Below are 26,246 nucleotides of genomic sequence, written 5' to 3' on the forward strand. Positions count from 1 at the left end.
GGAGCGACGGCTAGATTGAGCCCCATGAGCGAGGACGAGGGACGCAGGATGTTCGAGCCGGAGTCGTGGGAGGAGCGCTATGCCGGTGAGGAGAAGGTCTGGAGCGGCAACCCGAACCCCCAGCTCCTTGCCGAGATCTCCGAGCTGACGCCCGGCACGGCGCTCGACGTCGGCTGCGGCGAGGGTGGCGACGTCATCTGGCTCGCGCAGCAGGGCTGGACCGTCACCGGCGCTGACTTCTCGGCCAACGGGCTGGCCCGGGCGAGGCGGCATGCCGAGGCCGCCGGGGTCGCGGACCGTACGTCGTGGTGGCAGGTCGACGCCCGCACCTTCGACGCCGAGGGCCGGCAGTTCGACCTGGTCACCTGCCACTTCCTGCACACCCCCGATGGCAGCATGGTCGACGTCGCCGGTCGCCTGGCCACCGCGGTCGCGCCGGGTGGCCACCTCCTCGTCGTCGGCCATGCGCCCTCCGAGGTCTTTGCGCGCCATGGTCATCACAACGCGATGTTCCTCGCCTCGGACCTGCTCCACGGCCTGCCCGCCGGGTTCGAGCCGGTCGTCGTGGAGCAGCGCCCTCGCTTGACCATCCGCGACGGCATCCCGGTCCAGATCGACGACTCCACCCTGCTCGCCCGCCGAAGGTAGGCCCTCAGCCGCGGACCATCCTGCGCTCGATGCCGACCGGGTCGGCCTTGGTCTCGCCATCGAACCGGAAGCCCTGACGTTCGTAGAACGCCGTTGCGCGCTGGTTGCCGTCGAGAACCCACAGGTACGCAGCCGAACCCCCGACCGCGGCCTCGAACAGCGCATGGCCGAGGCCGGTGCCGTACCTCTCTGAGCGGACATAGAGGGCGGAGAGCTCGAGCGACGGCAACCCCGGGTCATCGTCGCGAGCGGGCCCGGAGCTGGCGAAGCCCAGCAGTCGCCCCGGCTCGTCGGCCTCGGCCACCAGGTTGGAGATCGGGCCGGTCTCGATGTTCGTACGCCAACGATCGATCCTCGCCGACCGGAGTGATCGCCGCTCGGCGAAGACTTGGTCCGGCATCAGACCGGCGTACGCCTCCTCCCACACGTCGAGATGGAGGTCGGTCAACGCCTCGGCGTCATCGACGACAGCCGCCCTGATCCTCATGTCCGGAGGATAGGGAGAAGCTCAGTCGAGACACCACTCGTTTCCTTCGGGGTCCTGCATGACGATGAAGCCGAGGCCCATCGGCGGGTCGGGCTCGAAGCGGCGGACGCGGGTGGCTCCCAGCGCGACGACGCGCTCGCACTCAGCCTCGAGCGCGGCCATCCGCTCCTCGCCCTGCAGTCCGGGAACGGTTCGGACGTCGAGGTGGACGCGGTTCTTGGCGGTCTTCGACTCCGGCACGCGCTGGAAGAAGACGCGCGGGCCGTTGCCTGCGGGATCCTCGATCGCAGAGGCGTTGTTACGCTGGTCGGCGGGCATCCCGGCCTTCTCGAGGAACTCGTCCCACGCGTCCAGCGGGTCGCTGCCCTCGGGGACCTCTACCCCCGGCGGACCGGGGTGGACGTAGCCGAGGACGTCACGCCAAAACGTCGAGAGCGCGCGGGGATCGTGCGCGTCGAAGGTGACCTGGAAGGTGCGGGTCTCTAGTGCCATGGCTCCACCATGGCACCGAATCAGGACGGTCGGCGTCCGCTATCGGCGGTGAGCAGGAGCGGGCAGCCCGAGGCCGCGGCGCTCCTCCATCCGCAGGGCGATCATCGGGACCACGATCGCGGCGGCGACGAGGTGGGTCAGGCACAGGACGCCGACGAAGGCCAGGTCGAACTCGAAGAACGGCAGCACGTCGGGGACCAGCGAGAGCCCAGTGAGCACGATCATGGTGATCTGGAAGGTCGAGCGGGGCATCGTGGCCACCCGGATCATCACCTCGGCGATGATGATCCCGATCAGCGAGCAGTAGACGGTGAGCATCGGGAACGCCGAGAGCGGTACGTCCCCCAGGCTGCTGCCGAAGTCGACACCGGCCGCCTTGGCGATCACAGCCATCAGCGTGGTGGCGGCCGCGGCGATGCCGGTGGCGACCAGCCCCCGCGGCCATACCCGAGCCGGCCGCTCCCGGACCGGAGTCATCTCCACCGCCGGCTGGGCCGGACGGGTCCAAGCGGTGTGCTCGGACTGCTCGGGCGTACGCCTGTGCTCGGGGACGTAGAGGGTCATCGCGGCTGCTCCTTCGTCAATGCTGCAACCAACGCACACTAAGCGCGCCGCTCACGGCCGACCGCATCCAGATGCCCTCAAACAGGCGTGATTCCCGCCACCCGAACCCGTCCTGGTGCTCGAGCTCAGCCCCCGACGTACGCCGCCAGGTGCTCGCCGGTGAGCGTCGACTTCTTGGCGACGAGCTCGGCCGGCGTACCTTCGAAGACGATCAGGCCGCCGTCGTGACCGGCACCCGGACCGAGGTCGATGATCCAGTCGGCGTGAGCCATCACGGCTTGATGGTGCTCGATCACGATGACCGACTTGCCGGCGTCGACCAGCTTGTCGAGCAGCGCCAGCAGGTTGTCGACGTCGGCGAGGTGGAGACCGGTGGTCGGCTCGTCCAGGACGTACGTCCCGCCCTTCTCCCCCAGGTGCATGGCCAGCTTGATCCGCTGCCGCTCGCCGCCGGAGAGGGTGTTGAGCGGCTGGCCGAGCTTGAGGTAACCGAGGCCGACGTCGGACATCCGCTCGAGGATCTTGGCGGCCGCGGGCACCTTCGACTCGCCCTCGGAGAAGAACTCGTGCGCCTTGGCGACCGACAGGTCGAGCACCTCGGCGATGTTGAGCCCGCCGAGACGGTATTCGAGCACCAGCGCCTGGAACCGCTTGCCGCCGCAGTCCTCGCACGGCGAGGCGACGGTCTCCATGAACCCGAGCTCGGTGTAGATCATCCCGTTGCCCTTGCAGGTCGGGCACGCGCCCTCGGAGTTGGCCGAGAAGAGCGCCGGCTTGACGCCGTTGGCCTTCGCGAACGCCTTGCGGATGGGCTCGAGAAGACCCGTGTACGTCGCCGGGTTGCTGCGCCGCGATCCCTTGATCGCGCTCTGGTCGACGAACTCCACGTCGGCACTGGCGGGGATGGAGCCGTGGATCAGCGACGACTTCCCCGAGCCGGCCACGCCGGTGACCACCGTGAGCACACCGAGCGGCACATCCACGTCGACGTTGCGAAGGTTGTGCGAGGTCGCCCCGCGGATCTCCAGATGTCCCTTGGGCTCGCGGACCGTCTCCTTCACCGAGGCGCGGTGCCCGAGGTGGCGCCCGGTCAGGGTGTCGGCCTGGGCGAGCCCCTCGAAGGTGCCCTCGAAGCAGATCGTGCCGCCGTCGCTGCCGGCGCCGGGACCGAGGTCGACGACGTGGTCGGCGATCGCGATGGTCTCCGGCTTGTGCTCGACGACCAGAACGGTGTTGCCCTTGTCGCGCAGGTCGAGGAGCAGCTTGTTCATCCGCTGGATGTCGTGCGGGTGGAGCCCGACGGTCGGCTCGTCGAAGACGTAGGTCACGTCGGTCAGCGCGGAGCCGAGATGACGGACCATCTTCGTACGCTGCGCCTCACCGCCGCTCAGGGTCCCCGACGGCCGGTCGAGGGAGAGATAGCCGAGACCGATCTCGACGAACGAGTCGAACAGGTGCAGCAGCCCCGCGACCAGCGGCGCCACGCCCGGGTCGTCGATGCTTCGCAACCACTCCGCGGCATCGGTGACCTGCATCGCGCACACGTCCGCGATCGACTTGCCGCGGATCTTCGAGGAGAGCGCCGACTCGTTGAGCCGGGTCCCACCGCAGGTCGGGCACGGCTGGAAGGCCGCCGCCGCCTCCACGAACTTCTTGATGTGGGGCTGCAGCGCCTCGACGTCCTTGCTGAACATCGACTTGCGGATCTTCGGGATCAGGCCCTCGTAGGTCATGTTGATGCCCTCGAGCTTGATCTTGCGCGGCTCGGCGTAGAGCAGGTCCTGACGCTGCTCCTCGGTCATCTCCTTGATCGGCACATCCTCCGGCACGACCACCTTGTAGGCGGCCACCATCCACCCGTCGGCGGTGTAGCCGGGCACCAGGATCGCCCCGTCGACCAGCGACTTCGACTCGTCGATGATGACCGCGAGGTCGAGATCCGAGATCGTCCCGCGGCCTTCGCACTCGGCGCACATGCCGCCGAGGTAGACCGCGTCCTTGACGATCGTCTTCTCGCCCTTGGGCCCGGTCATCACCCCGCTCGCGCGGGTGGTGGGGATGTTGAAGGAGAACGCGGTCGGACCGCCGATGTACGGATCCCCCAGCCGGCTGAACAGCGAGCGCAGCATCGCGTACGCGTCGGTGACCGTGCCGAGCGTCGAGCGCGGGTTGGCGCCGAGCCGCTCCTGGTCGACCAGGATGGCGGTGGTCAGCCCCTCCATCGCGTCGACCTCGGGTCGCGGCAGGCTGGGCATGAACCCCTGGATGAACGTCGAGTACGTCTCGTCGATCAGCCGCCGCGACTCCGCGGCGATCGTGCCGAAGACCAGCGACGACTTCCCCGACCCCGACACCCCGGTGAAGACCGAGAGTCGGCGCTTGGGAATCTCGACCGAGATGTCCTTGAGGTTGTTCTGCCGGGCCCCCTGGACTCGGATCAGGTCGTGAGTGTCTGCGCTGTGCTCGGTATTGCGCTCGGTGCTGTGCTCGTTCGAGCCGGGGTCGGTCATGGCGATCAGGCTAGTCGGAGGCGTGAATCCAGGCCTGCACATTTCCGACTCACTTGACCTGCTGCAGCCGGATGGTGTTGCCGGCCGGGTCACGGAAGGAGCAGTCCCGCATGCCCCAGTCCTGGTCGGTCGGCTCCGACATGATCTCGCCACCGCTGGCCTCGATGCCGGCCTGGATCTTCTCGAAGGCGGCGTCGATGTCCGTGGAGGAGAGCATCAGGCTGGCGAAGGTGCCCTTGGCCATCATCTCCTGGATGACCCGGCCTTCCTCCTCGCTGATGTTCGGGTCGGCGAGCGGCGGGTAGAGCACGACGCTCACAGCAGGCTGGGCCGGCGGCCCGATCGTGAGCCAGCGCATCGCCTCGTACCCGACGTCCTTCCGCACCTCGAATCCGAGCAGGTCGCGGTAGAACGCCAGCGAGGCGTCGGGGTCGGTGTGCGGAAGGTAGCTGTGGCAGATGTTGATGTCCATGGACCTCAACCTATGTAGGGGTCCGGCACCTTCGCTTCTTCATTCCTGATCGAACTGCGCCGGATCGGCCGGGTGACCTGTTTGGAGACGCACGGCGGGATTCCGCCGCCGCCCTCCGTGGCCTTCTCGCGGTAGACGCTCGGCGACATCCCGACGAGCTCGCTGAACCTGGTGGAGAACGTCCCCAGCGATCCGAAGCCGACCGCGAAGCAAATGTCGGTGACGCTGAGGTCGCCTCGCCGCAGCAGGGTCATGGCTCTCTCCACCCGGCGGGTCATCAGGTAGGAGTAGGGCGGCTCGCCGTAGGCCTTGCGGAACTCCCGGCTCAGGTGACCGGCCGACATGTGTACGCCGGCAGCCAGCGCCTCTACATCGAGCGGCTGCGCGTACTCCCGGTCGATCCGGTCCTTGACCTTGCGGAGCAGCTTGAGATCTCGCAGCCGCTGCGCCTGGTCGGGCTTCGTCGTCACCTCCGCATCTTCCCACGGCGGCGACCCCTCCAATTTGGTGATGCTGCAAGTTGTCGGTCCGGGGATGTCGAAATCGCGTGATGCCATTCGTGGAGTAGGTGAAGGAACAAAACGCGGATAGGAGAAAGTCATGTGGGACACAGCTCAGCACTCCGAGAACACCAACGTACGCAGCTTCCCGATGTCGCACTTCCTGCCGTGCCCGCGGTGCGGCCACGAGGTGCACACCTACCTCGCCTGCAGCGACACCTGCGGCTGTGCCCCCGTCGTGATGCCGGGCAGCGTCCCGCTGGCCGCCTGATCCGGATCCGGCTTCAGGCTAGATCTTCAGGCCCGACTCGATCGCGAAGACGACGAGCTGGGCGCGGTCTCTGGCATGCAGCTTCACCATCGCGCGCGAGACGTGCGTGCGGACCGTATCGGGGCTGACCACGAGCTCGGCGGCGATCTCGGCGTTGGAGCGGCCGGTGGCCACCCAGGCGACCATCTCCCGCTCACGCTCGGTCAGATCACCCAGACGCGGATGCGGGTTCGCTGCCCGGCGTGAGGAGCCGAACTCCTCGATCACCCGCTTGGTCACCGTCGGGGCGAGCAGCGAGCCACCGTCGGCGACGATGCGGATAGCGTCGAGCAGCGCGACCGGCTCGGCGTCCTTGAGCAGGAACCCGCTCGCTCCCAGCCGCAGCGCCTCGAAGACGTACTCGTCGAGCTCGAAGGTCGTCAGCATCACCACCCGTACGTCCTTCAGCGAGGGGTCGCGGGTGACCTGCTCCAGCATGCCGAGGCCGTCGAGGACCGGCATCCGGATGTCGCACAGGACAACGTCGGGGTGGGTGCGGCGCAGCATCGGCAGTGCGGCGCTGCCGTCGGAGGCCTCGCCGACGACCTCGAGATCGGGTTCGGCGCCGATCATCGTCGCCAGGCCCATGCGGACGAGGGGCTGGTCATCGACCAGAGCAACCCTGATCAGCGTGTGATCGGTGATGCTCATGCCAGCCCCTCCGCGCCACCCGCCGAGGACCCAGTAAGCGGGAGGGAAGCCCGCAGCCGGAAGCCCCGTACCTCCGGCCCCGCCTCTAGGGTGCCCCCAAGTGCCTCCACGCGCGACCGCATTCCCACAATTCCCATCCCAGGACGCCTTTCCCCGCTCAACATGTCCGATCCCCGCCCGTCGTCGTTGACTGTCACGACCATCTCGGACGCGGGAGTCGAGACGATCGACACCTCGGCTCGCGTCGCTCCGGCATGCCGCAGCACGTTGGTGAGCCCCTCCTGGACCACGGCGTACGCGGCCCGCTCGGCCTCCGGCGACGCTGAGTCGACCTCGAGGCGGAGGGAGACGTCCAGTCCGCCGGTGCGCACCCGCTCGATGAGAGCAGGCAGGTCGGCGAGCCCGTGCTCCGGTGCCCGCGGTGCCTGGCCAGCTCCGGTCTCCGTGTCGGTGAGCCTGGCCAGCTGCCGGCGCAGCAGGTCGAGCGACTCCTTGCTCTCGGCTCGGATGGCCTCCAGGTTGCGACGGGCAGCCTCGGGGTCTCGGTCGAGGACATGCAGCGCGGCACCGGCCTGCATGGCGATCACCGCGAGCCCGTGCCCGACGCCGTCGTGCAGGTCGGCGGCCATCCGCACCCGCTCCTCGCTGACCACCCGTCGCTGCCGTTGGGCGCGGGCCTCGTTGCGCGAGCGCAGCGCGCTCGCAATCGCGCCGCAGGCAGCGATGAGCGCCACCTGCCCGAACGCCTGCCATAGGGAGAGGTCACCCTCCGGGCCGCCGCCCTGTCCCCAGGGCCCTCGTCCGGGACCGCCATCGAACTGAGGGCTCTCGGGGTTCAGCACCATCCCGGTGGCCACCAGCGCCGCGGCCACGACCGCCCACCCGACCCAGCGCCGCGGCGGCAGCGAGAGTGCCACCGCGAAGGTGACCACGGGCACCGCCATGAAGATCGGTCCCTCGGCGTAGCCCGCGGTGAAGTAGGCCCCGGCACACAGCCCGGTGACTGCGAGCATCCAGCCGCGAGGCCGTTGCACAAGCACCGGGAGGACGGCGAGGAGAGCGAGCAGTGCCCCGAGGAGGGCCGGCCCACGGGTGTCGGTGCGGGCATTGCTGCCCAGCGAGCCGACCAGCACCACCACGACGACCAGCCACGGCAGCCAGTGGCGACGGATCCGGGACATGGACCTGACCCTAGTTCGCGCGGCCGCGCGAGGCGTACGACAAATACGGCCAGCCGCCTACGCAGATCTGCGTAACCGGGAGCATCGCCGACGCCGATGCCGACCCAGGGTGTGCCACGAGAGCGTGAGAGGCATGAACGAACTCGTGGTTGAGACCGACGGGCTGACCAAGCGGTACGGCGACAGGCTCGCCGTCGACCGGGTCAGCATGACCGTCATGCGTGGCGAGGTGTACGGCTTCCTCGGCCCCAACGGGGCCGGCAAGACGACCACCTTGCGGATGATGCTCGGCCTGATCCGGCCCACCGCCGGATCCGCCAGCGTCCTGGGCCGTCCCGCCGGGCGACCCGAGGTCACTGCCCGCATCGGCGCCCTGATCGAGGGCCCCGGCTTCTACCCCTACCTGAACGGCCGCGACAACCTGCGCACGATGGCGCGCTACCAGGGGCTGCCGAACACCGAGGTCGACCGGGTGCTCGAGATGGTCGACCTAGCCGACCGGGCGAAGGACGCCTTCAAGGGCTACTCGCTCGGGATGAAGCAGCGCCTCGGCGTCGCCGCCGCGATGCTCGGCTCACCGGACCTGCTCGTCCTCGACGAGCCCACCAACGGGCTCGACCCGGCCGGCATGGCCGACATGCGGGCCCTGGTCGTCTCGCTCGCCGAGGCCGGCCAGACCGTGATCCTCTCCAGCCACATCCTCGCGGAGGTGCAGGAGATCTGCGACCGCGTCGGCGTGATCAACAACGGCCGCCTGCTGCGCGAGTCGACCGTCGCCGAGCTGCGCGGTGGCGCCACCCTCCGGGTCCGGGCCACCCCCGAGGATGCCGCCCTGGCGGCCCTGATGCGGATGGCCGGCGACGAGGGCGTACGCCGCGTCGGCAACGAGACGCTCGAGGTCGACCTGCCCGCCACCGCGGCCCCCGATGTCGTACGCCATCTGGTCGCCCACTCCATCGATGTCCATGAGGTCACCGTCGCGGAGCGTTCCCTGGAGGACGCCTTCTTCGAGATGACCAGCAACAAGGAGCTCGTGTCATGAACGCTTTTGTGAACAGCACCCGCGCCGAGCTGCTGCGACTGCGCAAGTGGTCGGCGATCTGGGTGATCGTCGGCGCCTGGCTGGCGCTGTCGCTCTCCTTCGGGTACGTCTTCAACTACGTCGCCTACAAGACCGGCGACGACAACTTCGCCGGCGACGGTGCCAGCAACGCCCAGCTGCTGTCCGAGCTGATGCCGAGCGCGATCCCGAACGTCATCGTCAGCGGCCTGCCGATGTTCGGCGGCGCCCTGGCGATGGTGGTCGGAGCGCTGGTGGCCGGCAACGGGTTCGGCTGGGGCACCTGGAAGACCGTCCTCACCCAGGGGCCGAGCCGGTTCGCCGCCGTCGGCGGCTCGCTGACCGCGGTGACGATGTTCATCTTCGCGATGATGACCGCGACCCTGGCTCTGTGCGCGGGCGTCTCGGTCATGATCGCTGCGACCGAGGGTGAGTCGATCACCATGCCCGCCCTGAGCGATCTGGCGCAGTCCTTCGGCGCCGGGTTCCTGGTACTGGAGATGTGGGCGCTGCTCGGGTTCCTCGTCGGCGTGCTCGCCAAGGGGCCGGCCCTCGCCGTCGGCCTGGGCCTGGTCTGGTCGCTGGTGGTCGAGAACCTGCTGCGCGGTGTCGGCAGCCTGCTCCCGGGCATCGAGACCGTCACCGACGCCCTCCCCGGCACCGCCGGAGGCTCCTTGGCCGGCGCGATCATCGGCGGGCCCAACGGCACACCGGGAATCCTCGACGCGATCTCCGGCGAGCGAGCGTTGGTCACCGTCGCTGCGTACGTCCTGGTCGCCGCGGCCGCGGCGGTGGTCGTGATGAGGCGACGCGACCTCGCGTGAACGGCGCCTAACACACCTCGAGGCATGTCGATGACATGATCTCGGGGTGTGGCCGCGTACGCGGGTGTGATCCTCGTTAAGTCTACTGTGTTGGTGGACAACAACCGCGTTGTCCCAGCACTCTCGACATCCAGAAGAGGTTCCCACCCGTGTCCTCCAACACGCCTGAGCCCACCCCGCTCATCGAGGCTCCCAAGTCCAAGCTCCCGCTGATCATCGGGATCGTCGTCGCCGCCGCCATCGTGATCGGCGGCCTCGCGTTCTTCCTCACGCGCGACGACGACGCCGGCAGCGAGCTGACCAAGGTCAGCATCGGCGTCGTGGGCGCCGACGACCCCTACTGGAAGACCTTCCAGGACGCCGCTCGCGAGGAGGGCATCGACCTCGAGGTCAAGAACTTCGGCGACTACAACCAGCCCAACCCGGCGCTGTCCGAGGGCGAGCTGGACCTCAACCAGTTCCAGCACATCATCTTCCTGGCCGACTACAACGTCCAGAACGACGACGACCTGGTCGCGCTCGGCTCGACCGCGACCTATCCCCTGGGCCTCTACTCCTCGAAGTACACCTCGCTCGACGACATCAAGGCCGGCGAGACCGTGATCGTCCCCGACGACGAGACCAACCAGGCCCGCGGCCTGGTGCTACTGCAGTCCAAGGGGCTGATCGAGCTGACCGACGGTGGCACCCCGTTCAGCACCATCAAGGAGGTCGACACGGCCGCGTCCAAGGTGAAGGTCCGGGCGGTCCAGGCCTCGATCACCGCCTCCTCGCTCCCCGACGTCGCCGCGGCGATCATCAACAACGACTTCGTCGAGGACGCCGGCCTGAAGTTCGAGGACGCGCTGGCGACCGACGACCCCTCCGACCCGAAGGCGCTCCCCTACGTCAACATCTTCGCCGTACGCGCCGAGGACAAGGACAACGCGACCTACAAGAAGCTCGTCGAGATCTTCCAGACCAACGAGGACGTGCAGCAGGGGGTCTACGAGACCTCCGGCAACACCGCCGAGATGGTGAAGATCCCGGTCGAGGACCTGCAGAAGTCGCTCGACGACACCGAGAAGCAGGTCGAGGAGCGTCAGTGACGCACTCGGCCACCGTTGCGGAGCCGCAGGTGCGGCTCCGCAACGTCACCAAGACCTACCCGGCGGCGAAGGGGCGCAACGAGGTCCACGCCGTGGTCGACGTCGACCTCGACATCGCCGCTGGTGACATCCAGGCGATCGTCGGCTACTCCGGGGCCGGCAAGTCCACCCTCGTCCGGCTGCTCAACGGCCTCGAGCCGGCCACCTCCGGCTCCATCCAGGTCGGCGGCACCGAGCTGGTCGGCCTGCACGAGCGACAGCTGCGGCCGATCCGGCTGGACATCGGGATGATCTTCCAGCAGTTCAACCTCTTCGAGTCGCGTACGGTCTGGGGCAACCTGGCCTACCCGCTGCAGATCGCCGGCGTCGCCAAGGCCGAGCAGCAGCGCCGGATCTCCGAGCTGCTCCACTTCGTCGGGCTCCCCGACAAGGCCCACACCTACCCGCGCAACCTCTCGGGCGGACAGAAGCAGCGCGTCGGCATCGCCCGCGCGCTCACCACCAACCCCTCCCTCCTGCTCGCCGACGAGGCCACCAGCGCACTCGACCCGGAGACCACCCACGAGGTGCTGCGCCTCCTGAAGCGCGTCAACGAGGAGTTCGGCACCACCATCGTCGCGATCACTCATGAGATGGAGGTGGTCCGCGAGCTCGCCGACCACGTCGCGGTCATGGAGAACGGGCGCGTGGTCGAGTCCGGAGCCGTCTACGACGTCTTCTCCGCGCCCCGGCAGCCGGTGACCCGGCGCTTCGTCGGCACCGTCGTCGACGACGAGCCCGCCCCCGACGCGCTGGCGGCTCTGCGGTCCCGCCATCCCGGTCGGTTCGTGAAGGTCGAGCTGCGCGAGGGCGGCCCCCGCCAGACCGACATCTTCGCGGTCCTCCTCGAGCGCGGGATCACCTTCGAGCTCGTCTTCGGCGGCATCGAGGAGATCCAGGGCGCCACCTTCGGGAACCTGACGCTCGCCCTCGACGGTCCTGCGACCTCGGTCGACGAGGCCGTACGCGAGCTGGCCGCCCTCGTCACCACCAAGGAGGTGTGATGCTGACCGCTCTCCCCACCGACACCCGCCTCGGCGAGCTGTGGCCGGACATCTGGCAGGCCACCGGCGAGACGCTGCTCATGGTGGCGCTGACGATGCTGATCGGCGGCACCCTGGGTCTGCTGCTCGCGCTCGGTCTCTACCTGACCCGCAAGGGCGGGCTGTACGAGAACGCCGTCGTCTCGGTCATCCTCAACGTGCTGGTCAACTTCTTCCGGCCGATCCCGTTCATCATCTTCATCGCCGCCGTCCAGCCGGCCGCGCGGCTGGTCGTCGGCACCGGCATCGGCATGCCGGCGGTGGTGTTCTCGCTGATCCTCGCCGCGATGTTCGGCATCGCCAGGATCATCGAGCAGAACCTGGTGACCGTCCCGCCGGGAGTCATCGAGGCCGCCCGGGCGATGGGCGCGAGCCGTGCCCGGATCGCCGCCACCGTCGTCCTCCCAGAGGCGTTGGCGCCGATCATCCTCGGCTACACCTTCGCGTTCGTCGCGGTCGTCGACATGTCCGCGGTCGCCGGCCTGATCGCCGGTGGCGGTCTGGGCAGCTTCGCCCAGACCTTCGGCTACCGGCAGTACGACCCGACCGTGACCTGGGTCTGTGTGCTCATCCTGGTCGCGCTCGTGCAGGTGATCCAGCTGCTCGGCAACACGCTCTCGGCGCGGATCCTGCGCCGCTGAGCCTGGGCCCTCAGGCGCGAGCCAGGATCTCGCCGTGGAGGACCGAGAACCAACCGTCCTCCGCCTCAGCCCACGACCGCCACCCGTCCGCGACCCGGGCGAGGTCGGCGGTCGTGGCGTCTCCGGAGTCGACGAGCTGGCGAGCGACCGCCGAGTCGGTGAACCGGTCGGCCCACATCCCGCCCCACCACGACCGGTCCTCGGGGTCCGAGAAGCACCAGGTGCTCGAGGTGGCCTCGATGTCGGCGAACCCGGCCGCGCGTGCCCAGGAGACCAGTCGCCGGCCCGCGTCGGGCTCACCGCCGTTGGCCCGCGCTGCCCGCCGGTAGAGCCGCAGCCACTCGGTCAGCTCGGCCGACTCCGGCCACCAGACGAAGGCCGCATAGTCGCTGTCGCGGGCGGCCACGATGCCGCCGGGCTTCGTCACCCGCCGCATCTCCCGCAGCGCCTGCACCGGGTCCGCCACGTGCTGCAGCACCTGATGGGCGTGAACCACGTCGTACGCAGCGTCCTCGACGCTCAGCGCGTGCACGTCCTCGACCCGGAAGTCGACGTTCGTGACTCCCCCGGTCTCGGCGGCCTGCCGAGAGAGCTCGAGCTCCGCCTCCCCGATCTCCGTCGCGGTTACGTGAGCGACCCGGCCGGCGAGGTCGAGCGTGATCGTCCCCGGCCCGGCACCCACGTCGAGCAGTCGCTGCTCAGGTCTCAGCCGAGGCAGCAGATAGGCAGCGGAGTTCTCCGCCGTACGCCACCTGTGCGAGCGGAGCACCGACTCGTGATGGCCATGGGTGTAGGTCGACATGCCCCGGACTCTACGCGGGGAATCCCGATAAGTGAGACGGCAATATCGCTATACGGACAGACGCGGAAGCGCTGCGTCGGCGCAGCCGAGCCTCCGCCGAGCCCAGAGCATCCCGCCCAGAAGCCCGCCGAGGAGCAACGTGTTGAGCACGATCACCACCCCGGTCTCGAACGGCGCCGCGCCACCACCTGGCCGCGCGTCCTCGGGCGCCACCTCGTGACGATCGACCACGACCTGCCTCTGGTCAGAAGCCCGGGGCTCGCCGGCCGTCGCCGCGCTCAGCGCCGCAGAGGCGAGGACGACGGCAACCAACCCGGCGAGCAGAATCCGCAAGGTGCGACTCATCATGTTCCCGAGCGTGCGCGCCGGGCCCGTCAGGAACCCGACGCACACCGTCCCTACCGGCAACAACCCGGTGAACAATCAGGAGGAGCCGATCAGGTGGAGATCAGCCGGTTGACCATCCGACTGGCCCAGCTCGGAGTGACCCCGGAGATGCCGAGCAGGAAGCGCGCCTTGGTGCCGACGCCGCGGTGGACACTGCCCAGGAAGCCATGGCCGCTGGTCGCTGCGGCGTAGACCGACTCCGCGACGTCGTCGGGCGTGAGCGAGACCTTGAGCCGCCGCAGCGCAGGGAAGTCGTGGCCCCACACCATGGAGGTGTCGGTGAAGAGGGGCCACAGGGCCGTCACCGTGATCCCGTCGCCGGACCATTCCAGGTCGAGAGCCTCGGAGAGGCCGCGTACGGCGAACTTCGTGGTGGAGTAGATCGCCATCCCCGGCTGGCCGTAGATGGCCGAGGCGGAGGCGAGGTTGACGACGTGGGAGCCGGACCGCAGGAAAGGGCGCGCCAGGTGGCAGCCGTTGACGACGCCCTTGACGTTGACATCGACGATCGCCTGCTGCCGGTCCAGCGGCAGGTCGGCGAACATGCCGATCTGGGTGATGCCGGCGTTGTTGACGAGTACGTCGAGGCTGCCGCCGCTCACCGCGACGAAGCCGTCCAGGGCGGCCTGCCAGGAGACGGCGTCACGTACGTCGAGGTTTCCGGTGACCAGCTCCCCGGCGAGTGGCTCGACCTCGGTCGCCAGGGACGCCAGGCCGTCGAGGTCGATGTCGTAGGCGCCGACCAGCCAGCCCTCGCGAGCGAAATGCAGCGCGGTCGCACGGCCGATGCCGGCGGCCGCGCCGGTGATCAGTACGGATCGGGGCACGCCGCGGTCAGGCCCTGGCGTAGTCGTTGCTGGTGTCGAAGAACCAGACCGTCGAGTCGGTGCACACGATTCGGTCGAGCTTGCCGACCGCGACCTGTGAACGCGGTGTCTTGCCCGAGGCCAGCACCACGTCGTAGGCGTCGCTGGTCCGCATCACCGACCACGGCTCGGACTCGGTGCCCTCTCCGGTGCTGATGATGCTGTCGAGCGCCGACTGGGCCAGGATCGACTCGCGTTGGGCCTGCTCGAGGTTGCCGAGGCCGCGCTGGGCGTCGGCGAGGGCGGCGTGGGCCGAGGGGCTGAAGATCGCGCCGGGCATCAGCCCATGGACGGCGGCGATCGCGCCGGCGTAGTCGCCGACCGACATCATCGGGGCGATCATCTCGGTGATCTCGAGATCGGGCCGGAAGTTCGGAGCCTCGAGGATCGCCTCCCGCAGGGCTCTCAGCGACTCCGGGCTCGGTTCGCGAAGATAGACGTCAAGCAGCTCAGCGTACGTAGCCAACAGGGGTCCCCCTTGAATAACGGTCGCCGTGCACGGTAGCCAATAGCGCGGCTACGTGGGGCGGTTGACAACGATTATGCGCCCTTTTGTGACTCGGAAGTTGCGCGGGCCCTGTGTTTCTAGCGCCAGCCGAGGTCTGGGGCCACGTGGGTCAGGATGCTCTCCAGGGCATGTGCGTTGTAGTCGACGCCGAGCTGGTTCGGCACGGTGAGCAGCAGCGTGTCTGCGGCCTGGATCGCCTCGTCCCCGGCCAGCTCCTCGACCAGGACGTCGGGCTCGGCGGCGTACGAACGCCCGAAGATCGCACGGGTCTGGTCGTCGATGTTGCCGATCTGATCCTTGGTCTGCCGGTCGAGGCCGAAGTAGCGCCGGTCCTCGTCGTTGACGAGGGCGAAGATGGAGCGCGAGACCGAGACCCGCGGCTCGCGCTCGTGGCCGGCCTCCTTCCAGGCTTCACGGTAGGCCTCGATCTGTTCGCGCTGCTGGATGTGGAACGGCTTGCCGTTCTCGTCGTTCTTGAGGGTCGAGCTCTGCAGGTTCATCCCGAGCCCGGCAGCCCAGCGTGCGGTCGCCAGCGAGCTTGAACCCCACCAGATCCGGTCGCGCAGGGTCTCGGAGTAGGGCTCGACCCGGAGCTTGCCCGGCGGGTTGGGGAACATCGGCCGCGGGTTTGGCTCGGCGAACTGCACCCCCTCGATGATCTTGAGGTACGTCTCGGTGTGAGCACGCGCCATGTCGGCCTCCGAGGCGCTCTCGCCGGGGTCGTAGCCGAAGTAGCGCCACCCCTCGATGACCTGCTCGGGTGAGCCGCGGCTGATCCCGAGCTGCAGGCGCTCGCCGGAGATCAGGTCGGCGGCCGCCGAGTCCTCGGCCATGTAGAGCGGGTTCTCGTAACGCATGTCGATGACACCGGTGCCGATCTCGATCTTCGAGGTGCGGGCGCCGACAGCGGCCAGCAGCGGGAAGGGGGAGGCGTACTGGCGGGCGAAGTGGTGGACCCGGAAGTACGCGCCGTCGATCCCCAGCTCCTCGGCGGCGACCGCGAGCTCGATCCCCTGGATCAGCGCGTCCCGTGCCGACTGCGTCTGCGAGTAGGGCGACGGTGTCCAGTGGCCGAAAGACAAGAATCCGATGTTCTTCACGAGTAGTAGAACTCTCAACCGACCCGCGAGATTCCCTCAGAGCGGTGGCAGACGCCGACCATGCCGGGTCAGCCAGGGCGGCTGGGACCTTCGCCTCTGGGTGTTCTGCACTCCGGAACCGGCCCCCGAACTGACGCCACCTTGTGGGTTGTGACCTGCAGGTCTGCGTTCTGCTTTCATTCCGTCAACACCCGAGAGCGCGTTCCTGTGCGATGTAAAGCGGACGCCCACACCGCATCAACAACTGCCCCTTATGAGTTTATCTATCGGTCGACCGAATAATCATATCGGTCGACTGACCAGGGAAAACAATGTCTCGGCGTGTTGTCCGAGCTCTTCCGAAGTCGAGGATTATCGTGTTACATATCAGGCAGCTTCACCGATAAAGACCAACCAACATTCTCTGGGGGATGAATTAATTATGTGGGACACCGTTGAGGTGCAGAGCTTCACGCTTTCTCACGACATGCCGTGCCGCGACTGCGGTCACGCCCGTCACCGCTTCTTGCCGTGCGACTCCGACTGCGACTGCCGCGCCCACGAGGTCGCGGAGCTACTGGAGGTCGCCGGCGCTCGCTGAACCACCTGGCGTCAGCTGTCTCGGGCGTCCAGAAACGGTGGCCACCGCAGTTGCGGTGGCCACCGTTCTTTTGTTCGAAGAGACTTTTGGTGGCGGAAGTAGATCGTCCGCAACCAGGAAGAGGATCGCTGCATGGACATCGTTCTCGTACCCGGCCTCTGGCTGGACGCCTCCTCATGGGACCTCGTCGTCCCCCATCTGACCGACGCCGGTCACACCCCGCGGCCGCTCACCCTTCCCGGCCTCGAATCGGCCGAGACCGACCGCTCCGGCGTGCACGTCGCCGACCAGATCGCCGCCGTGGTGGCCGCCATCGACGAGTCAGCCGGGCAGGTGATCCTCGTCGGCCACTCGATGGGCTGTGCGGTGGCCGGTGCGGCCGTCGATGCTCGCGTCGACAAGGTCGCCGCCGTGGTCTACGTCGGTGGCTGGCCGGCGGAGCCGGGCATGATCCCGGCCAAGAACTTCCCGACCGACGGCGCCGACCTGCCGCCGGTGCCGTGGGAGGAGTTCGACGAGGCCGACGTACGCGACCTGGACCGCGCCACCTTCGAGGCGCTGCTGCGTCCCTCCCCCGCCAGCCTGACCTCCGAGCCGTTCGAGCTCGGCGACGAACGTCGCTACTCGGTCCCGGCGGTGTTCGTCTGCCCCGAATACACCGCAGCCGACCTCAAGGAGTGGATCGCCGACGGCACCGAGTCGGTCGCCGCCATCCCGAAGCACAAGGACGCGACCTTCGTCGACCTGCCAACGGGCCACTGGCCGCAGCTGACCAAGCCGGCCGAGCTCGCGGCCATCATCGGGCAGAGCGGCGCGTAGTCGGCCGTCGGGTAGCGTCGGGTGCGTGCGCGCCCGGCTCTCTGCTCTGCCCACCCTCGCGGCCCTGACGGCGCTCGCGCTTGCAGGCTGCGGGGGTGACCCGTCGGCGACTCCGGACGGATCCGAGAGCGCCTCGGCCACGGCTTCGCCGACTCCCTCGTCCGCGCCGCCGTCACCTTCGCCGCAGGTGTCGCTCGAGGACCAGTCCGTCCCGCTGGAGGATCGCCTCACCCAGGCGATGAGGACGGTGACCTCCGGGACCCCGGGAGCGCAGGAAGTACGCGAAGCCGCGCTCTTCGAGCAGACCACCGCGCGCGACCTCGCCCATGGCTCGAAGGCGATCTCGGATGACGTGCTGCGATCGCTCGGCAAGCCCGAGCGCGGACAGCTCGCGGCGGACATCGGCGCGGCGCGCGAGCTCATGATGATGACCGATCCCCAGCCCAAGCTCCCGGACTGGAAGATCCTGACCCCGCCGACGCCGGACGAGCTACGCCCGCTCTACCGCAAGGCGCAGCAGGAGACCGGGACGCCGTGGGAGTACCTCGCCGCCGTCCACCTGGTCGAGACCCGCATGGGCCGCATCCGCGGCACCAGCACCGCGGGCGCCCAGGGCCCGATGCAGTTCCTGCCCTCGACCTTCGCCCAGTACGGCGCCGGCGGCGACATCAACGACCCCGCCGACGCGATCATGGCCGCCGGCCGCATGCTCGCCAACAACGGCGCTCCCGGCGACATGGCAGGAGCCCTGTGGGCCTACAACCACTCCGACCGCTACGTGGCGGCCGTCAGCGCCTACGCCGAGCAGATGAAGCGGTCCCCCGCTGCGTACGACCTCTATTGGCACTGGCAGGTGCTCTACCGCCACCAGGACGGCACCATGTTCCTCCCGGAGGGCTACCCGCAGAAGAAGCCGGTACGCATCGCCGACTGACCGCCGAGGCGTCACTCCCGCTGGCCGAGGCGTCACTCCCGCTGGCCGAGACGTCACGAGCTGCCGTCTCGGCCGACGCCGGTGACGTCTCGGCTAGTAGGGGCGCTCGACCGCGTACTGGACGAGACCGACGTCCTCGCCGCGGTAGGTGTCGGTGCCGTGGCGGCCGGTCTCGATGAAGCCGGTCGCGTCGAAGAGCTTCTTGGCTCGGGTGTTGGTCTCGTGCGTCTCGGCCCAGATCCGGGTGAGGTCGAGGACGGAGAAGCCGTAGGTGAGCGCGGTCTTGATGGCCCGCTGGCCGAGGCCCTGGCCCCACCGTGAGCTGGGGCCGATGGCGATGCCGAGCTCGCGGGTGTCGGGGGCCAGGCCGTGGATGTCGGCGTAGCCGACGACCTCTTCGTCGAGCTCGACCGCGAGCCTGATCAGCTCGGGCGGCGGAGCGTCGATCAACCGGCGCCAGTGGCGGAGGTGACCGTCACGATCGCGCTCCGGCCAGCCGTTGGCCACCCGGAACTCCTCATCGTGTGCCCAGTCGGCGAAGACGTGTTCGTCACCTGGTGACAGCGGGCGCAGGCGCATGGTGTCGGTGCGGGGCATCGGCCGAGTCTCTCAGATGAAGCGCTCGGCCGATCCCCCGCCCGGGATCGGCGTGGATCAGTAGGTGAGCTGGACCTTGGTCGCGAGCCGCTCGTCCATGAGGCGGTAGCCCTCGGCGGCCTCCGCGAACGGCAGCGCCTTGTCGAAGACCAGACCAGGGTTGATCGTGCCCTCCAGCGTCAGGCGCAGGAGGTCGGGGAGGTAGCGGCGTACCGGCGCCATCCCGCCCTTGAGGCCGACGTTGGTGCGGAAGAGCGCGTTGACCGGAAGGTTGACGTCGTGCGGGACGCCGACGAACCCGACGGTCGCTCCCGGACGGGCCACCTTGGAGGCCGTCTTGAAGGACTGGTCGGTGCCCACGCACTCCAGGACGTAGTCGGCCCCGACGCCGCCGGTGAGCTCGCGTACGGCCGCCTCACCCTCCTTGCCGCGGGCGGCGACGATGTCGGTGGCGCCGAACTTCTTGGCGATCTCCTGGCGGGCCTCGTGGCGTGACATCGCCACGACCCGCTCGGCACCGAGCTGGGAGGCAGCCAGCACGCCGCACAGACCGACAGCGCCGTCACCGACCACGACCACGGTGCCACCCTGGGCGCCGGAGCCGAGGCCAGACATGATCGCGGCGTGCCAGCCGGTGGCCATCACGTCGGTGAGCGCGAGCAGGTCGGGGTACATCGTCGGGTCGGGCGTCTCGTCGAGCTTGACCAGCGAGCCGTCGGCCTGGTTGACCAAGGCGTACTCGCTCTGGCCGCTGACCGTGAAGCCGAGGTTCTCGCAGACCGACTGGACTCCGGCCAGGCAGTGCGGGCAGGTGTTGTCGCAGTGGTCGAAGGGGACGATCACGAAGTCGCCGGCCTTGAAGTCGCGTACGTCGGCACCGACCTCCTCGATGACGCCGATGCATTCGTGGCCGATGGTGCGCGGCTCATCGATGTCGCCGTTGGAGCCGCGGTAGTTCCAGAGATCGGACCCGCAGATGCAGGAGCCCACGACCTTGACGATCGCGTCGGTGGGCTTCGTCAGAGCAGGATCGGGTACCTGGGTGAAGCGGATGTCGCCCACCCCATGGATAGTCGTCGCGCGCATGGTGGCATCCTGTCACCCGGCGTACGAGACGTTGCACACGGTGGCCTTTGCGGGAGCCGGAGCAACAGACCTGAAACGAAACGCCGACACTTCGCGGGGAATCCAGGCTTATCTCATATATGAGTTACGGTGGTGCACCATGACCGACGGATACAAAGGTCGTATCGGGAATCTGATTCGCGATGCGCGCAAGCACAAGGGCCTCACCCAGGCACAGCTCGCCGACCTTCTCAACACCAGTCAGAGCGCGATCAACCGCATCGAGCAGGGGCAACAGAACCTGTCGCTGGAGATGATCGCCCGGGTGGGTGCCGCTCTGGACTCCTCCCTCGTGGACATCGGCGCCGGCCCGACGCACCTGCGCGTCACCGGCCCGACGACGCTTTCGGGTGAGATCACGGTCAAGACCTCGAAGAACGCCGGGGTCGCCCTCCTGGTCGGCTCGCTCCTCAACCGGGGCCGTACGACGCTGCGCAAGGTCGCACGCATCGAAGAGGTCAACCGGATCATCGAGGTGCTCAACTCGATCGGCGTGCAGACCCGCTGGCTCAACGACGACAACGACCTCGAGATCGTGCCGCCGAAGGAGCTGCGCCTGGACGCCGTGGACGAGGCTGCCGCGCGCCGTACGCGCTCGGTGATCATGTTCCTCGGTCCGCTACTGCACCGCCTGGACACCTTCGAGCTGCCCTACGCCGGTGGCTGCAACCTGGGCACCCGCACTGTCGAGCCGCACATGTCGGCCCTGCGTCCCTTCGGCCTCGAGGTCAAGGCGACCGACGGCGCCTACCACGCGAGCGTCAACCGGGAGATCCAGCCGGGCCGCCCGATCGTGCTGACCGAGCGCGGCGACACCGTCACCGAGAACGCCCTGATGGCAGCCGCGCTGCACCCGGGCACCACCACGATCCGCAACGCGTCCTCCAACTACATGGTCCAGGACCTCTGCTTCTACCTGCAGAAGCTGGGCGTCGAGGTCGAGGGCATCGGCACCACCACGCTGCGCGTCACCGGCCGCGAGGTGATCGACGTCGACGTCGACTACGCGCCGAGCGAGGACCCGATCGAGGCGATGTCGCTGCTGACCGCCGCGATCGTGACCGACTCCGAGATCACCATCAAGCGCGTCCCGATCGAGTTCATGGAGATCGAGCTGGCGACGCTGGAGGAGATGGGCTTCAACTACACCCTCTCCGAGGAATACCTCGCGCTCAACGGCAAGACCCGCCTGGTCGACATCAACACCAAGCACTCGATCCTGCACGCGCCGCTGGACAAGATCCACCCGCTCCCCTTCCCCGGCCTCAACATCGACAACCTGCCGTTCTTCGCCGCGATCGCCGCGGTGGCGCAGGGTCAGACGCTGCTGCACGACTGGGTCTACGAGAACCGGGCGATCTACCTGACCGAGCTCAACAAGCTCGGCGGCAACGTCACGCTCATGGACCCGCACCGGGTGATGATCGAGGGGCCGACCCACTTCTCCGGCACCGAGATCGTCTGCCCGCCGGCGCTGCGTCCCGCCGTTGTCGTGCTGCTCGCGATGCTCGCCTCGAAGGGCACCTCGGTGCTCCGCTCGACCTACGTCATCGCCCGCGGCTACGAGGACCTCGCCGAGCGGCTCAACCAGCTCGGCGCGAACATCACCGCCTTCCGCGACATCTGAGTGAACTGAGCCTGCGGGCTCATGTGATCCGGCCCTCACGGGTGGTTAGATGCTCCCCGTGAGGGAGCAGCAACGACGCGTACGCGCCTATGCGCACCGTGGTGGAGCGCTCCATCCCGACCTGGTCGGGATGGAGAACACCATGGAGGCGTTCCGGCATGCGGTGGAGCTCGGCTACACCCATCTCGAGACCGACGTGCACGTCACCCGCGACGGCGTCCTGCTCGCCTTCCACGACGAAGCGCTCGACCGGGTCACCGACGTCACCGGCCTGATCGCGGAGATGACGTACGCCGAGGTGCAGGCCGCCAGGATCGGCGGCCTGCACGGCGTACCGACCCTGGCGGAGCTCTTCGCGGCGTTCCCCGAGGTCACCTTCAACATCGACCTCAAGTCCGACGGCTCGGTCAGAGCGGTGGCCGAGCTCCTCGCCGCGACCGACCACGAGGACAAGGTCATCGTCGGCTCGTTCTCGGTCAGGCGGCTCAAGGCCTTTCGCCGGCTGACGGAGGGGCGGGTGCGGACCTCGGCGCATCCACGCGAGGTCCTGGCCTACCTGCTGGCGCCGACCACCGGGATCGCCAAGCGACTCGTCGGGTCGCGGTTCGACGCCTTCCAAATCCCTCACCACCAGCGTCTTCGTGGGCCGCTGTCGATCCGGGTGGCCTCTCGTGGTCTCGTCCGCCGCGCCCACAAGGCGGGCAAGGAGGTCCATGTCTGGACCGTCGATGACCCGGCCGAGATGGAGCGGTTGCTCAAGCGCGAGGTCGACGGTCTGATGACGGATCGCACCGACGTACTGAAAGCGTTCCTGGAGGAACGTGGGCTGTGGGAGGCTGTGCCGTCTCGGGTCGAGCCCGTCGACGAGGCCGAGTCCGACGAGAGTGGCGAGGAGCCCGAGAAGTGACCACATCAGCCGGGATCGGCGACTTCAGTCCAGTCGAGCGGACGCGGGAGCAAAAGGGCTGGTTCTTCACCGACTGGGCCGTCTCCGCCTTCCAGACGACGGTGGCCGGCGTGCTGTTCGCGCCCTACCTGATCGAGATCGCGAAGGCAGCCGCCGTCGACAACCGCATCGACGTGCTCGGGCTCTCGATCGCGCCCGGCGCGCTGCCGTCCTTCATCATCACGTTCTCGACGATCCTGTCGGCGATCATCTACCCGCTGGTCGGCGCGATCGCCGACCGCACCTCGCGCAAGCCGGACCTGATGGCCGGTTTCGCCTGGGCCGGTGCGCTCTGTGCGGCGCTGTTGTTCTTCATGACCGGGGACAACTGGTGGTTCGGCTCGATCATGTTCATCATCGCCAACCTGTGCGCAGGCGCGGCGGTGGTGGTCAGCGACTCGATCCTGCCGCTGATCTCGACCGAGGAGGAGCGCGACCGGGTCTCCTCGATCGGCTGGGCCTACGGGTACGCCGGTGGCGGGCTGCTGCTCGCGGTCAACTTCCTCCTGGTCACTTTCGCGGACCCACTCGGGCTCGGGACGGCGCTGGCGGTGCGGATCTCGATGCTCTCGGCCGGGCTGTGGTGGGCGGGGTTCATCATCATCCCGTGGCGCCGGATCCGCCGGCGCGAGCCCGCCGACGTCGAGGACGTCTCCGGCGGTGTCTTGGCGCGTTCCTTCGGCCAGCTGTTCGCGACGCTCCGCGAGCTGCCGCAGTATCCGGTCGCGCTGACGTTCCTGCTGGCGTACCTCTTCTTCAACGACGGCATCCAGACGGTGATCAGCTCGGCGTCGATCTACGGGGTCGAGGAGCTCGGGTTCGAGACCGGCACGATGCTCGGCATCTATCTGCTGGTGCAGTTCGTCGCCGTCGGCGGGGCGATCTTCTTCGGCCGGCTGGCCAAGAGCTTCGGCGCCAAGCGGGTGATCCTCGGCGGCCTGGTCGGCTGGATGGTCATCGTCGTCGCGGCCTACTTCGTGCCGGAGCAGACCCTGCTGCCGCTGCTGGTCGTCGCGGTCGGGATCGGTCTGGTCATGGGAGGCACCCAGGCGCTGGCCCGGTCCTACTTCTCGCTGTTCATCCCGGCAGGCAAGGAGGCGGAGTACTTCAGCCTCTACCACGCGATGGACCGCGGCACCTCCTGGCTCGGCACCCTGGTCTTCGGACTCGTCTACCAGCTCACCGACTCCTACCGGCCGGCGATCCTGGCGCTCATCGCCTTCTTCGTCATCGGTGGCGGGCTGCTCGCGCTGGTGAACACAGCAAAGGGCATCGAGCAGGCAGGCAACCGGGCGCCCGAACGGGTCTAGGACCGCGCCTGGCGGCTGGCGGGTTCGAGACATCGGCCGCTCAGGACTTTCTCAGGGAGATCCGCAGGTCAGGCGGGTCCTGTGTCGAACAACACGGCGAGGATCTCGACAATTCACGGAATCATCACCTCCTCTGTACCGTTGACAATGTGAAGAGGCCTGACCGGCCTGCGTCATGAGTCCGCAGACCGCTTCGCTCTTCAGCTCATTCAACGGGGGACGATCGACTCAGGAGGTGCTTCATGGCCGAGCGCACGTTGCGCGGCGCCCGACTGGGCGGACAAAGTTTTGAGGACGAACGCGGCATCGAGTTCGCGGGTCGCCAGCAGGTGGCCTACCGCTGCCCGCAGGGCCACGACTTCGAGATCACGATGTCGGACGAGGCCGAGGTTCCGGCCATCTGGGAGTGCCCGCGCTGCGGGATGGAAGCTCTCAACCTCTCCGGCGCCAAGCCGGAGGAGAAGGCCGAGAAGCCGGCGCGTACGCACTGGGACATGCTCCTGGAGCGGCGCTCGGAGAAGGAGCTCGAGGACATCCTCAAGGAGCGCCTCGACCTGCTTCGCGGTGGCGAGATCGGCCCGGCTCACCTGCACCGCAAGGGACCGGGGAAGAAGAAGGCCAACGCCTGACTTCTGACATACCAGATACGCCGACGGCGGCCTTCCACCAAGGAAGGCCGCCGTCGGCGTATGTCAGGCGATGTTGTCCTTGTCGATGACCTCGCCGGTGACGATGTCGTCGTTGTGGGGACGGGCTCCGGCACCGAACGTGGAGGGCATCGCGGCGGTCACCAGGCGCTTCTGCACGACCGTGGCCAGGATGCGGCGGAAGAACGGCCGGGTGAACGGCAGGATCAGCACGATGCCGAAGATGTCGGTCACAAAGCCGGGGCTCAGCATCAGCGCGCCACCGAGCAGGATCAGCGCGCCGTCGGCGATCTCGTTGGACGGCAGCTTGCCCGAGGAGAGCGCCGTGGACAGCGCCGACCAGGCCCGGGCGCCCTCGCGACGCATCAGCCAGGCACCGAAGATCGAGTCGGCGATCAGCAGCAGGATCGTCCACCACACGCCGATGACCTGACCGACCTGGATGAGCACGAACAGCTCGGCCAGCGGCATCACCAGGAACAGCAGCACCAGCACCCAGGAGAACTTGCGGCGACGTGTGGTCATCGTCGGCCTCCCGCGAGACGGTCCAGCCCGAAGCGGCGCAGCAGGCGAAGCAGCTGTTCGCGGCGTTCGGCCAGGCCCCAGCGGGTCACCCGGCGCATCGACTCTGCGGCGACCGCAGGGCTCATCTTCGACTCGCCCCGAACACGCTCGATGAACTGGATCGGGACCTCCTTGACGGTGAGGCCGGCCCGCAGCGTACGCGTCACCATCTCGGTCTGGAAGACATAGCCGGTCGACTCGACGCTGCTCAGCTGCAGCTTCTCCAGCGTCGTACGCCGGAAGAGGCGGTAGCCCGCGGTGGCGTCGTGGACGCCGATGCCGAGCAGGAGCCGGACGTAGAAGTTGCCGCCGACCGACAGCACGCGCCGCGACAGCGGCCAGTTGACCACCGAGCCACCGCGGATCCAGCGGGCCCCGATCACCAGGTCGGCGGAGCTGACCGCCTCGAGCAGCAGGTGGAGCTCCTCGGGCTGGTGCGAGCCGTCGGCGTCCATCTCCCCCACGACGTCGTAGCCCTGCTCGAGGGCCCATCCGAACCCGTGGAGGTACGCAGCCCCCAGCCCGGCCTTCTCGGTGCGGTGCAGCACGTGGATCTGGTCGTCGTTGTCGGCAAGCTCGTTGGCGATCGTGCCGGTGCCATCAGGGGATCCGTCGTCGACGATCAGCACGTCGACGCGTGGCTGCGCCTTGCGCAGCCGCCCGACGATCCAGGCGAGGTTCTCCGCCTCGTTGTAGGTCGGGATGACCATCACCGCCCGGCCAATCTCGGTCCAGGGTGGAAGCTGCTCGTTCGTCACGTACGCCGGCCTTGTCAAGGAATGGGGGTGGAGATCACAGGATATCCGCCCACCGGTTGATCCCAAGATCCCGATCGAGCGGGACAGCGCGATGGCGAGGCGATCGCAGAGAGACAGAGCGCGGGAGGAGCAAGACGTTCTTCGGGCCGTTCCGATCCCTGCTGGC

Annotated in this window: 30 protein-coding genes; 13 read left to right on the forward strand and 17 right to left on the reverse strand. The window is 68.3% G+C overall.

Features of this window, described 5'->3' with window-relative positions; genetic code table 11:
- Positions 1-24: 24 nt before the first annotated feature.
- The gene (locus ABTW65_RS02900) at positions 25-648 is read left to right on the forward strand and encodes a class I SAM-dependent methyltransferase (protein WP_350658334.1); all 624 of its coding nucleotides are present in this window, start codon (positions 25-27) and stop codon (positions 646-648) included.
- A gap of 4 nt (positions 649-652) precedes the next feature.
- Here the strand turns inward: ABTW65_RS02900 and ABTW65_RS02905 are convergent, their stop codons facing one another.
- The 6 genes from ABTW65_RS02905 to ABTW65_RS02930 form a co-directional block, all read right to left on the reverse strand.
- The gene (locus ABTW65_RS02905; RefSeq protein WP_350658336.1) at positions 653-1,135 is read right to left on the reverse strand and encodes a GNAT family N-acetyltransferase; all 483 of its coding nucleotides are present in this window, start codon (positions 1,133-1,135) and stop codon (positions 653-655) included.
- Positions 1,136-1,156: 21 nt separating this feature from the next.
- A complete protein-coding gene (locus ABTW65_RS02910) occupies positions 1,157-1,627 on the reverse strand; it encodes a VOC family protein (protein ID WP_350658338.1) in 471 nt (156 codons plus the stop codon).
- Positions 1,628-1,666: 39 nt separating this feature from the next.
- A complete protein-coding gene (locus tag ABTW65_RS02915) occupies positions 1,667-2,191 on the reverse strand; it encodes a DUF6069 family protein (protein WP_350658339.1) in 525 nt (174 codons plus the stop codon).
- 125 nt (positions 2,192-2,316) lie between these two features.
- Positions 2,317-4,701, reverse strand: coding sequence for an ATP-binding cassette domain-containing protein (locus tag ABTW65_RS02920; protein WP_350658340.1), 2,385 nt, complete (start codon positions 4,699-4,701; stop codon positions 2,317-2,319).
- Between the two features lie 49 nt (positions 4,702-4,750).
- Positions 4,751-5,173 carry a VOC family protein gene (locus ABTW65_RS02925; RefSeq protein ID WP_350658341.1) on the reverse strand — a complete coding sequence of 141 codons (423 nt, stop codon included), beginning with the start codon at positions 5,171-5,173 and terminating at the stop codon, positions 4,751-4,753.
- Positions 5,174-5,178: 5 nt separating this feature from the next.
- Entirely contained in the window at positions 5,179-5,643 is a 465-nt protein-coding gene (locus ABTW65_RS02930; protein WP_350658343.1) for a helix-turn-helix transcriptional regulator, read from the reverse strand.
- Between the two features lie 130 nt (positions 5,644-5,773).
- Here ABTW65_RS02930 and ABTW65_RS02935 point away from each other — a divergent pair, with 130 nt between their 5' ends.
- The gene (locus ABTW65_RS02935; RefSeq protein WP_201451019.1) at positions 5,774-5,944 is read left to right on the forward strand and encodes a hypothetical protein; all 171 of its coding nucleotides are present in this window, start codon (positions 5,774-5,776) and stop codon (positions 5,942-5,944) included.
- A gap of 18 nt (positions 5,945-5,962) precedes the next feature.
- Here the strand turns inward: ABTW65_RS02935 and ABTW65_RS02940 are convergent, their stop codons facing one another.
- On the reverse strand, positions 5,963-6,634 hold the full coding sequence (locus ABTW65_RS02940; RefSeq protein ID WP_350658344.1) for a response regulator: 672 nt from the start codon (positions 6,632-6,634) through the stop codon (positions 5,963-5,965).
- On the reverse strand, positions 6,631-7,815 hold the full coding sequence (locus ABTW65_RS02945) for a sensor histidine kinase (protein ID WP_350658346.1): 1,185 nt from the start codon (positions 7,813-7,815) through the stop codon (positions 6,631-6,633). The genes ABTW65_RS02940 and ABTW65_RS02945 overlap by 4 nt, the downstream gene beginning before the upstream one ends.
- 133 nt (positions 7,816-7,948) lie before the next feature.
- Between ABTW65_RS02945 and ABTW65_RS02950 the strand changes: the two genes are divergently transcribed.
- From ABTW65_RS02950 to ABTW65_RS02970, 5 genes are all read left to right on the forward strand, one after another.
- Complete coding sequence (locus ABTW65_RS02950) at positions 7,949-8,857, forward strand: ABC transporter ATP-binding protein (RefSeq protein WP_350658348.1); 909 nt, start codon at positions 7,949-7,951, stop codon at positions 8,855-8,857.
- Positions 8,854-9,699, forward strand: coding sequence for an ABC transporter permease (locus tag ABTW65_RS02955; protein WP_350658350.1), 846 nt, complete (start codon positions 8,854-8,856; stop codon positions 9,697-9,699). Before ABTW65_RS02950 ends, ABTW65_RS02955 begins: the two co-directional genes overlap by 4 nt.
- 149 nt (positions 9,700-9,848) lie before the next feature.
- On the forward strand, positions 9,849-10,787 hold the full coding sequence (locus tag ABTW65_RS02960) for a MetQ/NlpA family ABC transporter substrate-binding protein (protein ID WP_350658352.1): 939 nt from the start codon (positions 9,849-9,851) through the stop codon (positions 10,785-10,787).
- Complete coding sequence (locus ABTW65_RS02965; protein WP_350658354.1) at positions 10,784-11,830, forward strand: methionine ABC transporter ATP-binding protein; 1,047 nt, start codon at positions 10,784-10,786, stop codon at positions 11,828-11,830. The genes ABTW65_RS02960 and ABTW65_RS02965 overlap by 4 nt, the downstream gene beginning before the upstream one ends.
- Positions 11,830-12,510, forward strand: a complete 681-nt coding sequence (locus ABTW65_RS02970; RefSeq protein WP_350658356.1) for a methionine ABC transporter permease — start codon at positions 11,830-11,832, stop codon at positions 12,508-12,510. The genes ABTW65_RS02965 and ABTW65_RS02970 overlap by 1 nt, the downstream gene beginning before the upstream one ends.
- Positions 12,511-12,520: 10 nt before the next feature.
- Here the strand turns inward: ABTW65_RS02970 and ABTW65_RS02975 are convergent, their stop codons facing one another.
- From ABTW65_RS02975 to ABTW65_RS02995, 5 genes are all read right to left on the reverse strand, one after another.
- Positions 12,521-13,312 (reverse strand): class I SAM-dependent methyltransferase, encoded by a 792-nt coding sequence (locus ABTW65_RS02975; RefSeq protein WP_350658358.1) that lies wholly within the window; start codon positions 13,310-13,312, stop codon positions 12,521-12,523.
- A gap of 48 nt (positions 13,313-13,360) precedes the next feature.
- On the reverse strand, positions 13,361-13,660 hold the full coding sequence (locus ABTW65_RS02980; protein WP_350658360.1) for a hypothetical protein: 300 nt from the start codon (positions 13,658-13,660) through the stop codon (positions 13,361-13,363).
- A gap of 89 nt (positions 13,661-13,749) precedes the next feature.
- Entirely contained in the window at positions 13,750-14,526 is a 777-nt protein-coding gene (locus ABTW65_RS02985; RefSeq protein ID WP_350658361.1) for an SDR family oxidoreductase, read from the reverse strand.
- Positions 14,527-14,533: 7 nt separating this feature from the next.
- The gene (locus ABTW65_RS02990; protein ID WP_350658363.1) at positions 14,534-15,031 is read right to left on the reverse strand and encodes a DUF4919 domain-containing protein; all 498 of its coding nucleotides are present in this window, start codon (positions 15,029-15,031) and stop codon (positions 14,534-14,536) included.
- A 119-nt stretch (positions 15,032-15,150) separates the two neighbouring features.
- Positions 15,151-16,173: an LLM class flavin-dependent oxidoreductase gene (locus ABTW65_RS02995; RefSeq protein WP_350658365.1), complete on the reverse strand. Its 1,023-nt coding sequence runs from the start codon at positions 16,171-16,173 to the stop codon at positions 15,151-15,153.
- Between the two features lie 712 nt (positions 16,174-16,885).
- On the opposite strand from ABTW65_RS02995, the gene ABTW65_RS03000 reads away from it, so the two are divergent.
- Together ABTW65_RS03000 and ABTW65_RS03005 are read left to right on the forward strand one after the other, a co-directional pair.
- Positions 16,886-17,572, forward strand: coding sequence for an alpha/beta fold hydrolase (locus ABTW65_RS03000; protein ID WP_350658367.1), 687 nt, complete (start codon positions 16,886-16,888; stop codon positions 17,570-17,572).
- Positions 17,573-17,597: 25 nt separating this feature from the next.
- The gene (locus ABTW65_RS03005) at positions 17,598-18,506 is read left to right on the forward strand and encodes a lytic transglycosylase domain-containing protein (RefSeq protein WP_350658368.1); all 909 of its coding nucleotides are present in this window, start codon (positions 17,598-17,600) and stop codon (positions 18,504-18,506) included.
- 93 nt (positions 18,507-18,599) lie between these two features.
- On the opposite strand, the gene ABTW65_RS03010 is transcribed toward ABTW65_RS03005, so the two are convergent.
- On the reverse strand, positions 18,600-19,103 hold the full coding sequence (locus tag ABTW65_RS03010) for a GNAT family N-acetyltransferase (RefSeq protein ID WP_350658370.1): 504 nt from the start codon (positions 19,101-19,103) through the stop codon (positions 18,600-18,602).
- Positions 19,104-19,160: 57 nt separating this feature from the next.
- Positions 19,161-20,189 carry a zinc-binding dehydrogenase gene (locus ABTW65_RS03015; protein ID WP_350658372.1) on the reverse strand — a complete coding sequence of 343 codons (1,029 nt, stop codon included), beginning with the start codon at positions 20,187-20,189 and terminating at the stop codon, positions 19,161-19,163.
- Between the two features lie 139 nt (positions 20,190-20,328).
- Here ABTW65_RS03015 and ABTW65_RS03020 point away from each other — a divergent pair, with 139 nt between their 5' ends.
- From ABTW65_RS03020 to ABTW65_RS03035, 4 genes are all read left to right on the forward strand, one after another.
- Entirely contained in the window at positions 20,329-21,855 is a 1,527-nt protein-coding gene (locus ABTW65_RS03020) for a UDP-N-acetylglucosamine 1-carboxyvinyltransferase (RefSeq protein WP_350658374.1), read from the forward strand.
- Positions 21,856-21,904: 49 nt separating this feature from the next.
- Entirely contained in the window at positions 21,905-22,762 is an 858-nt protein-coding gene (locus ABTW65_RS03025) for a glycerophosphodiester phosphodiesterase family protein (protein WP_350658376.1), read from the forward strand.
- A complete protein-coding gene (locus ABTW65_RS03030) occupies positions 22,759-24,111 on the forward strand; it encodes an MFS transporter (RefSeq protein ID WP_350658378.1) in 1,353 nt (450 codons plus the stop codon). The genes ABTW65_RS03025 and ABTW65_RS03030 overlap by 4 nt, the downstream gene beginning before the upstream one ends.
- Before the next feature lie 242 nt (positions 24,112-24,353).
- Positions 24,354-24,740, forward strand: a complete 387-nt coding sequence (locus tag ABTW65_RS03035; protein WP_008359714.1) for an RNA polymerase-binding protein RbpA — start codon at positions 24,354-24,356, stop codon at positions 24,738-24,740.
- A gap of 63 nt (positions 24,741-24,803) precedes the next feature.
- Here the strand turns inward: ABTW65_RS03035 and ABTW65_RS03040 are convergent, their stop codons facing one another.
- The gene (locus ABTW65_RS03040; protein WP_350658381.1) at positions 24,804-25,283 is read right to left on the reverse strand and encodes an FxsA family protein; all 480 of its coding nucleotides are present in this window, start codon (positions 25,281-25,283) and stop codon (positions 24,804-24,806) included.
- Positions 25,280-26,032, reverse strand: a complete 753-nt coding sequence (locus tag ABTW65_RS03045) for a polyprenol monophosphomannose synthase (protein WP_502890543.1) — start codon at positions 26,030-26,032, stop codon at positions 25,280-25,282. The genes ABTW65_RS03040 and ABTW65_RS03045 overlap by 4 nt, the downstream gene beginning before the upstream one ends.
- Between the last annotated feature and the right edge of the window lie 214 nt (positions 26,033-26,246).

It is taken from the genome of Nocardioides sp. NPDC127503 (assembly GCF_040302165.1).
Lineage (GTDB): Bacteria > Actinomycetota > Actinomycetes > Propionibacteriales > Nocardioidaceae > Nocardioides.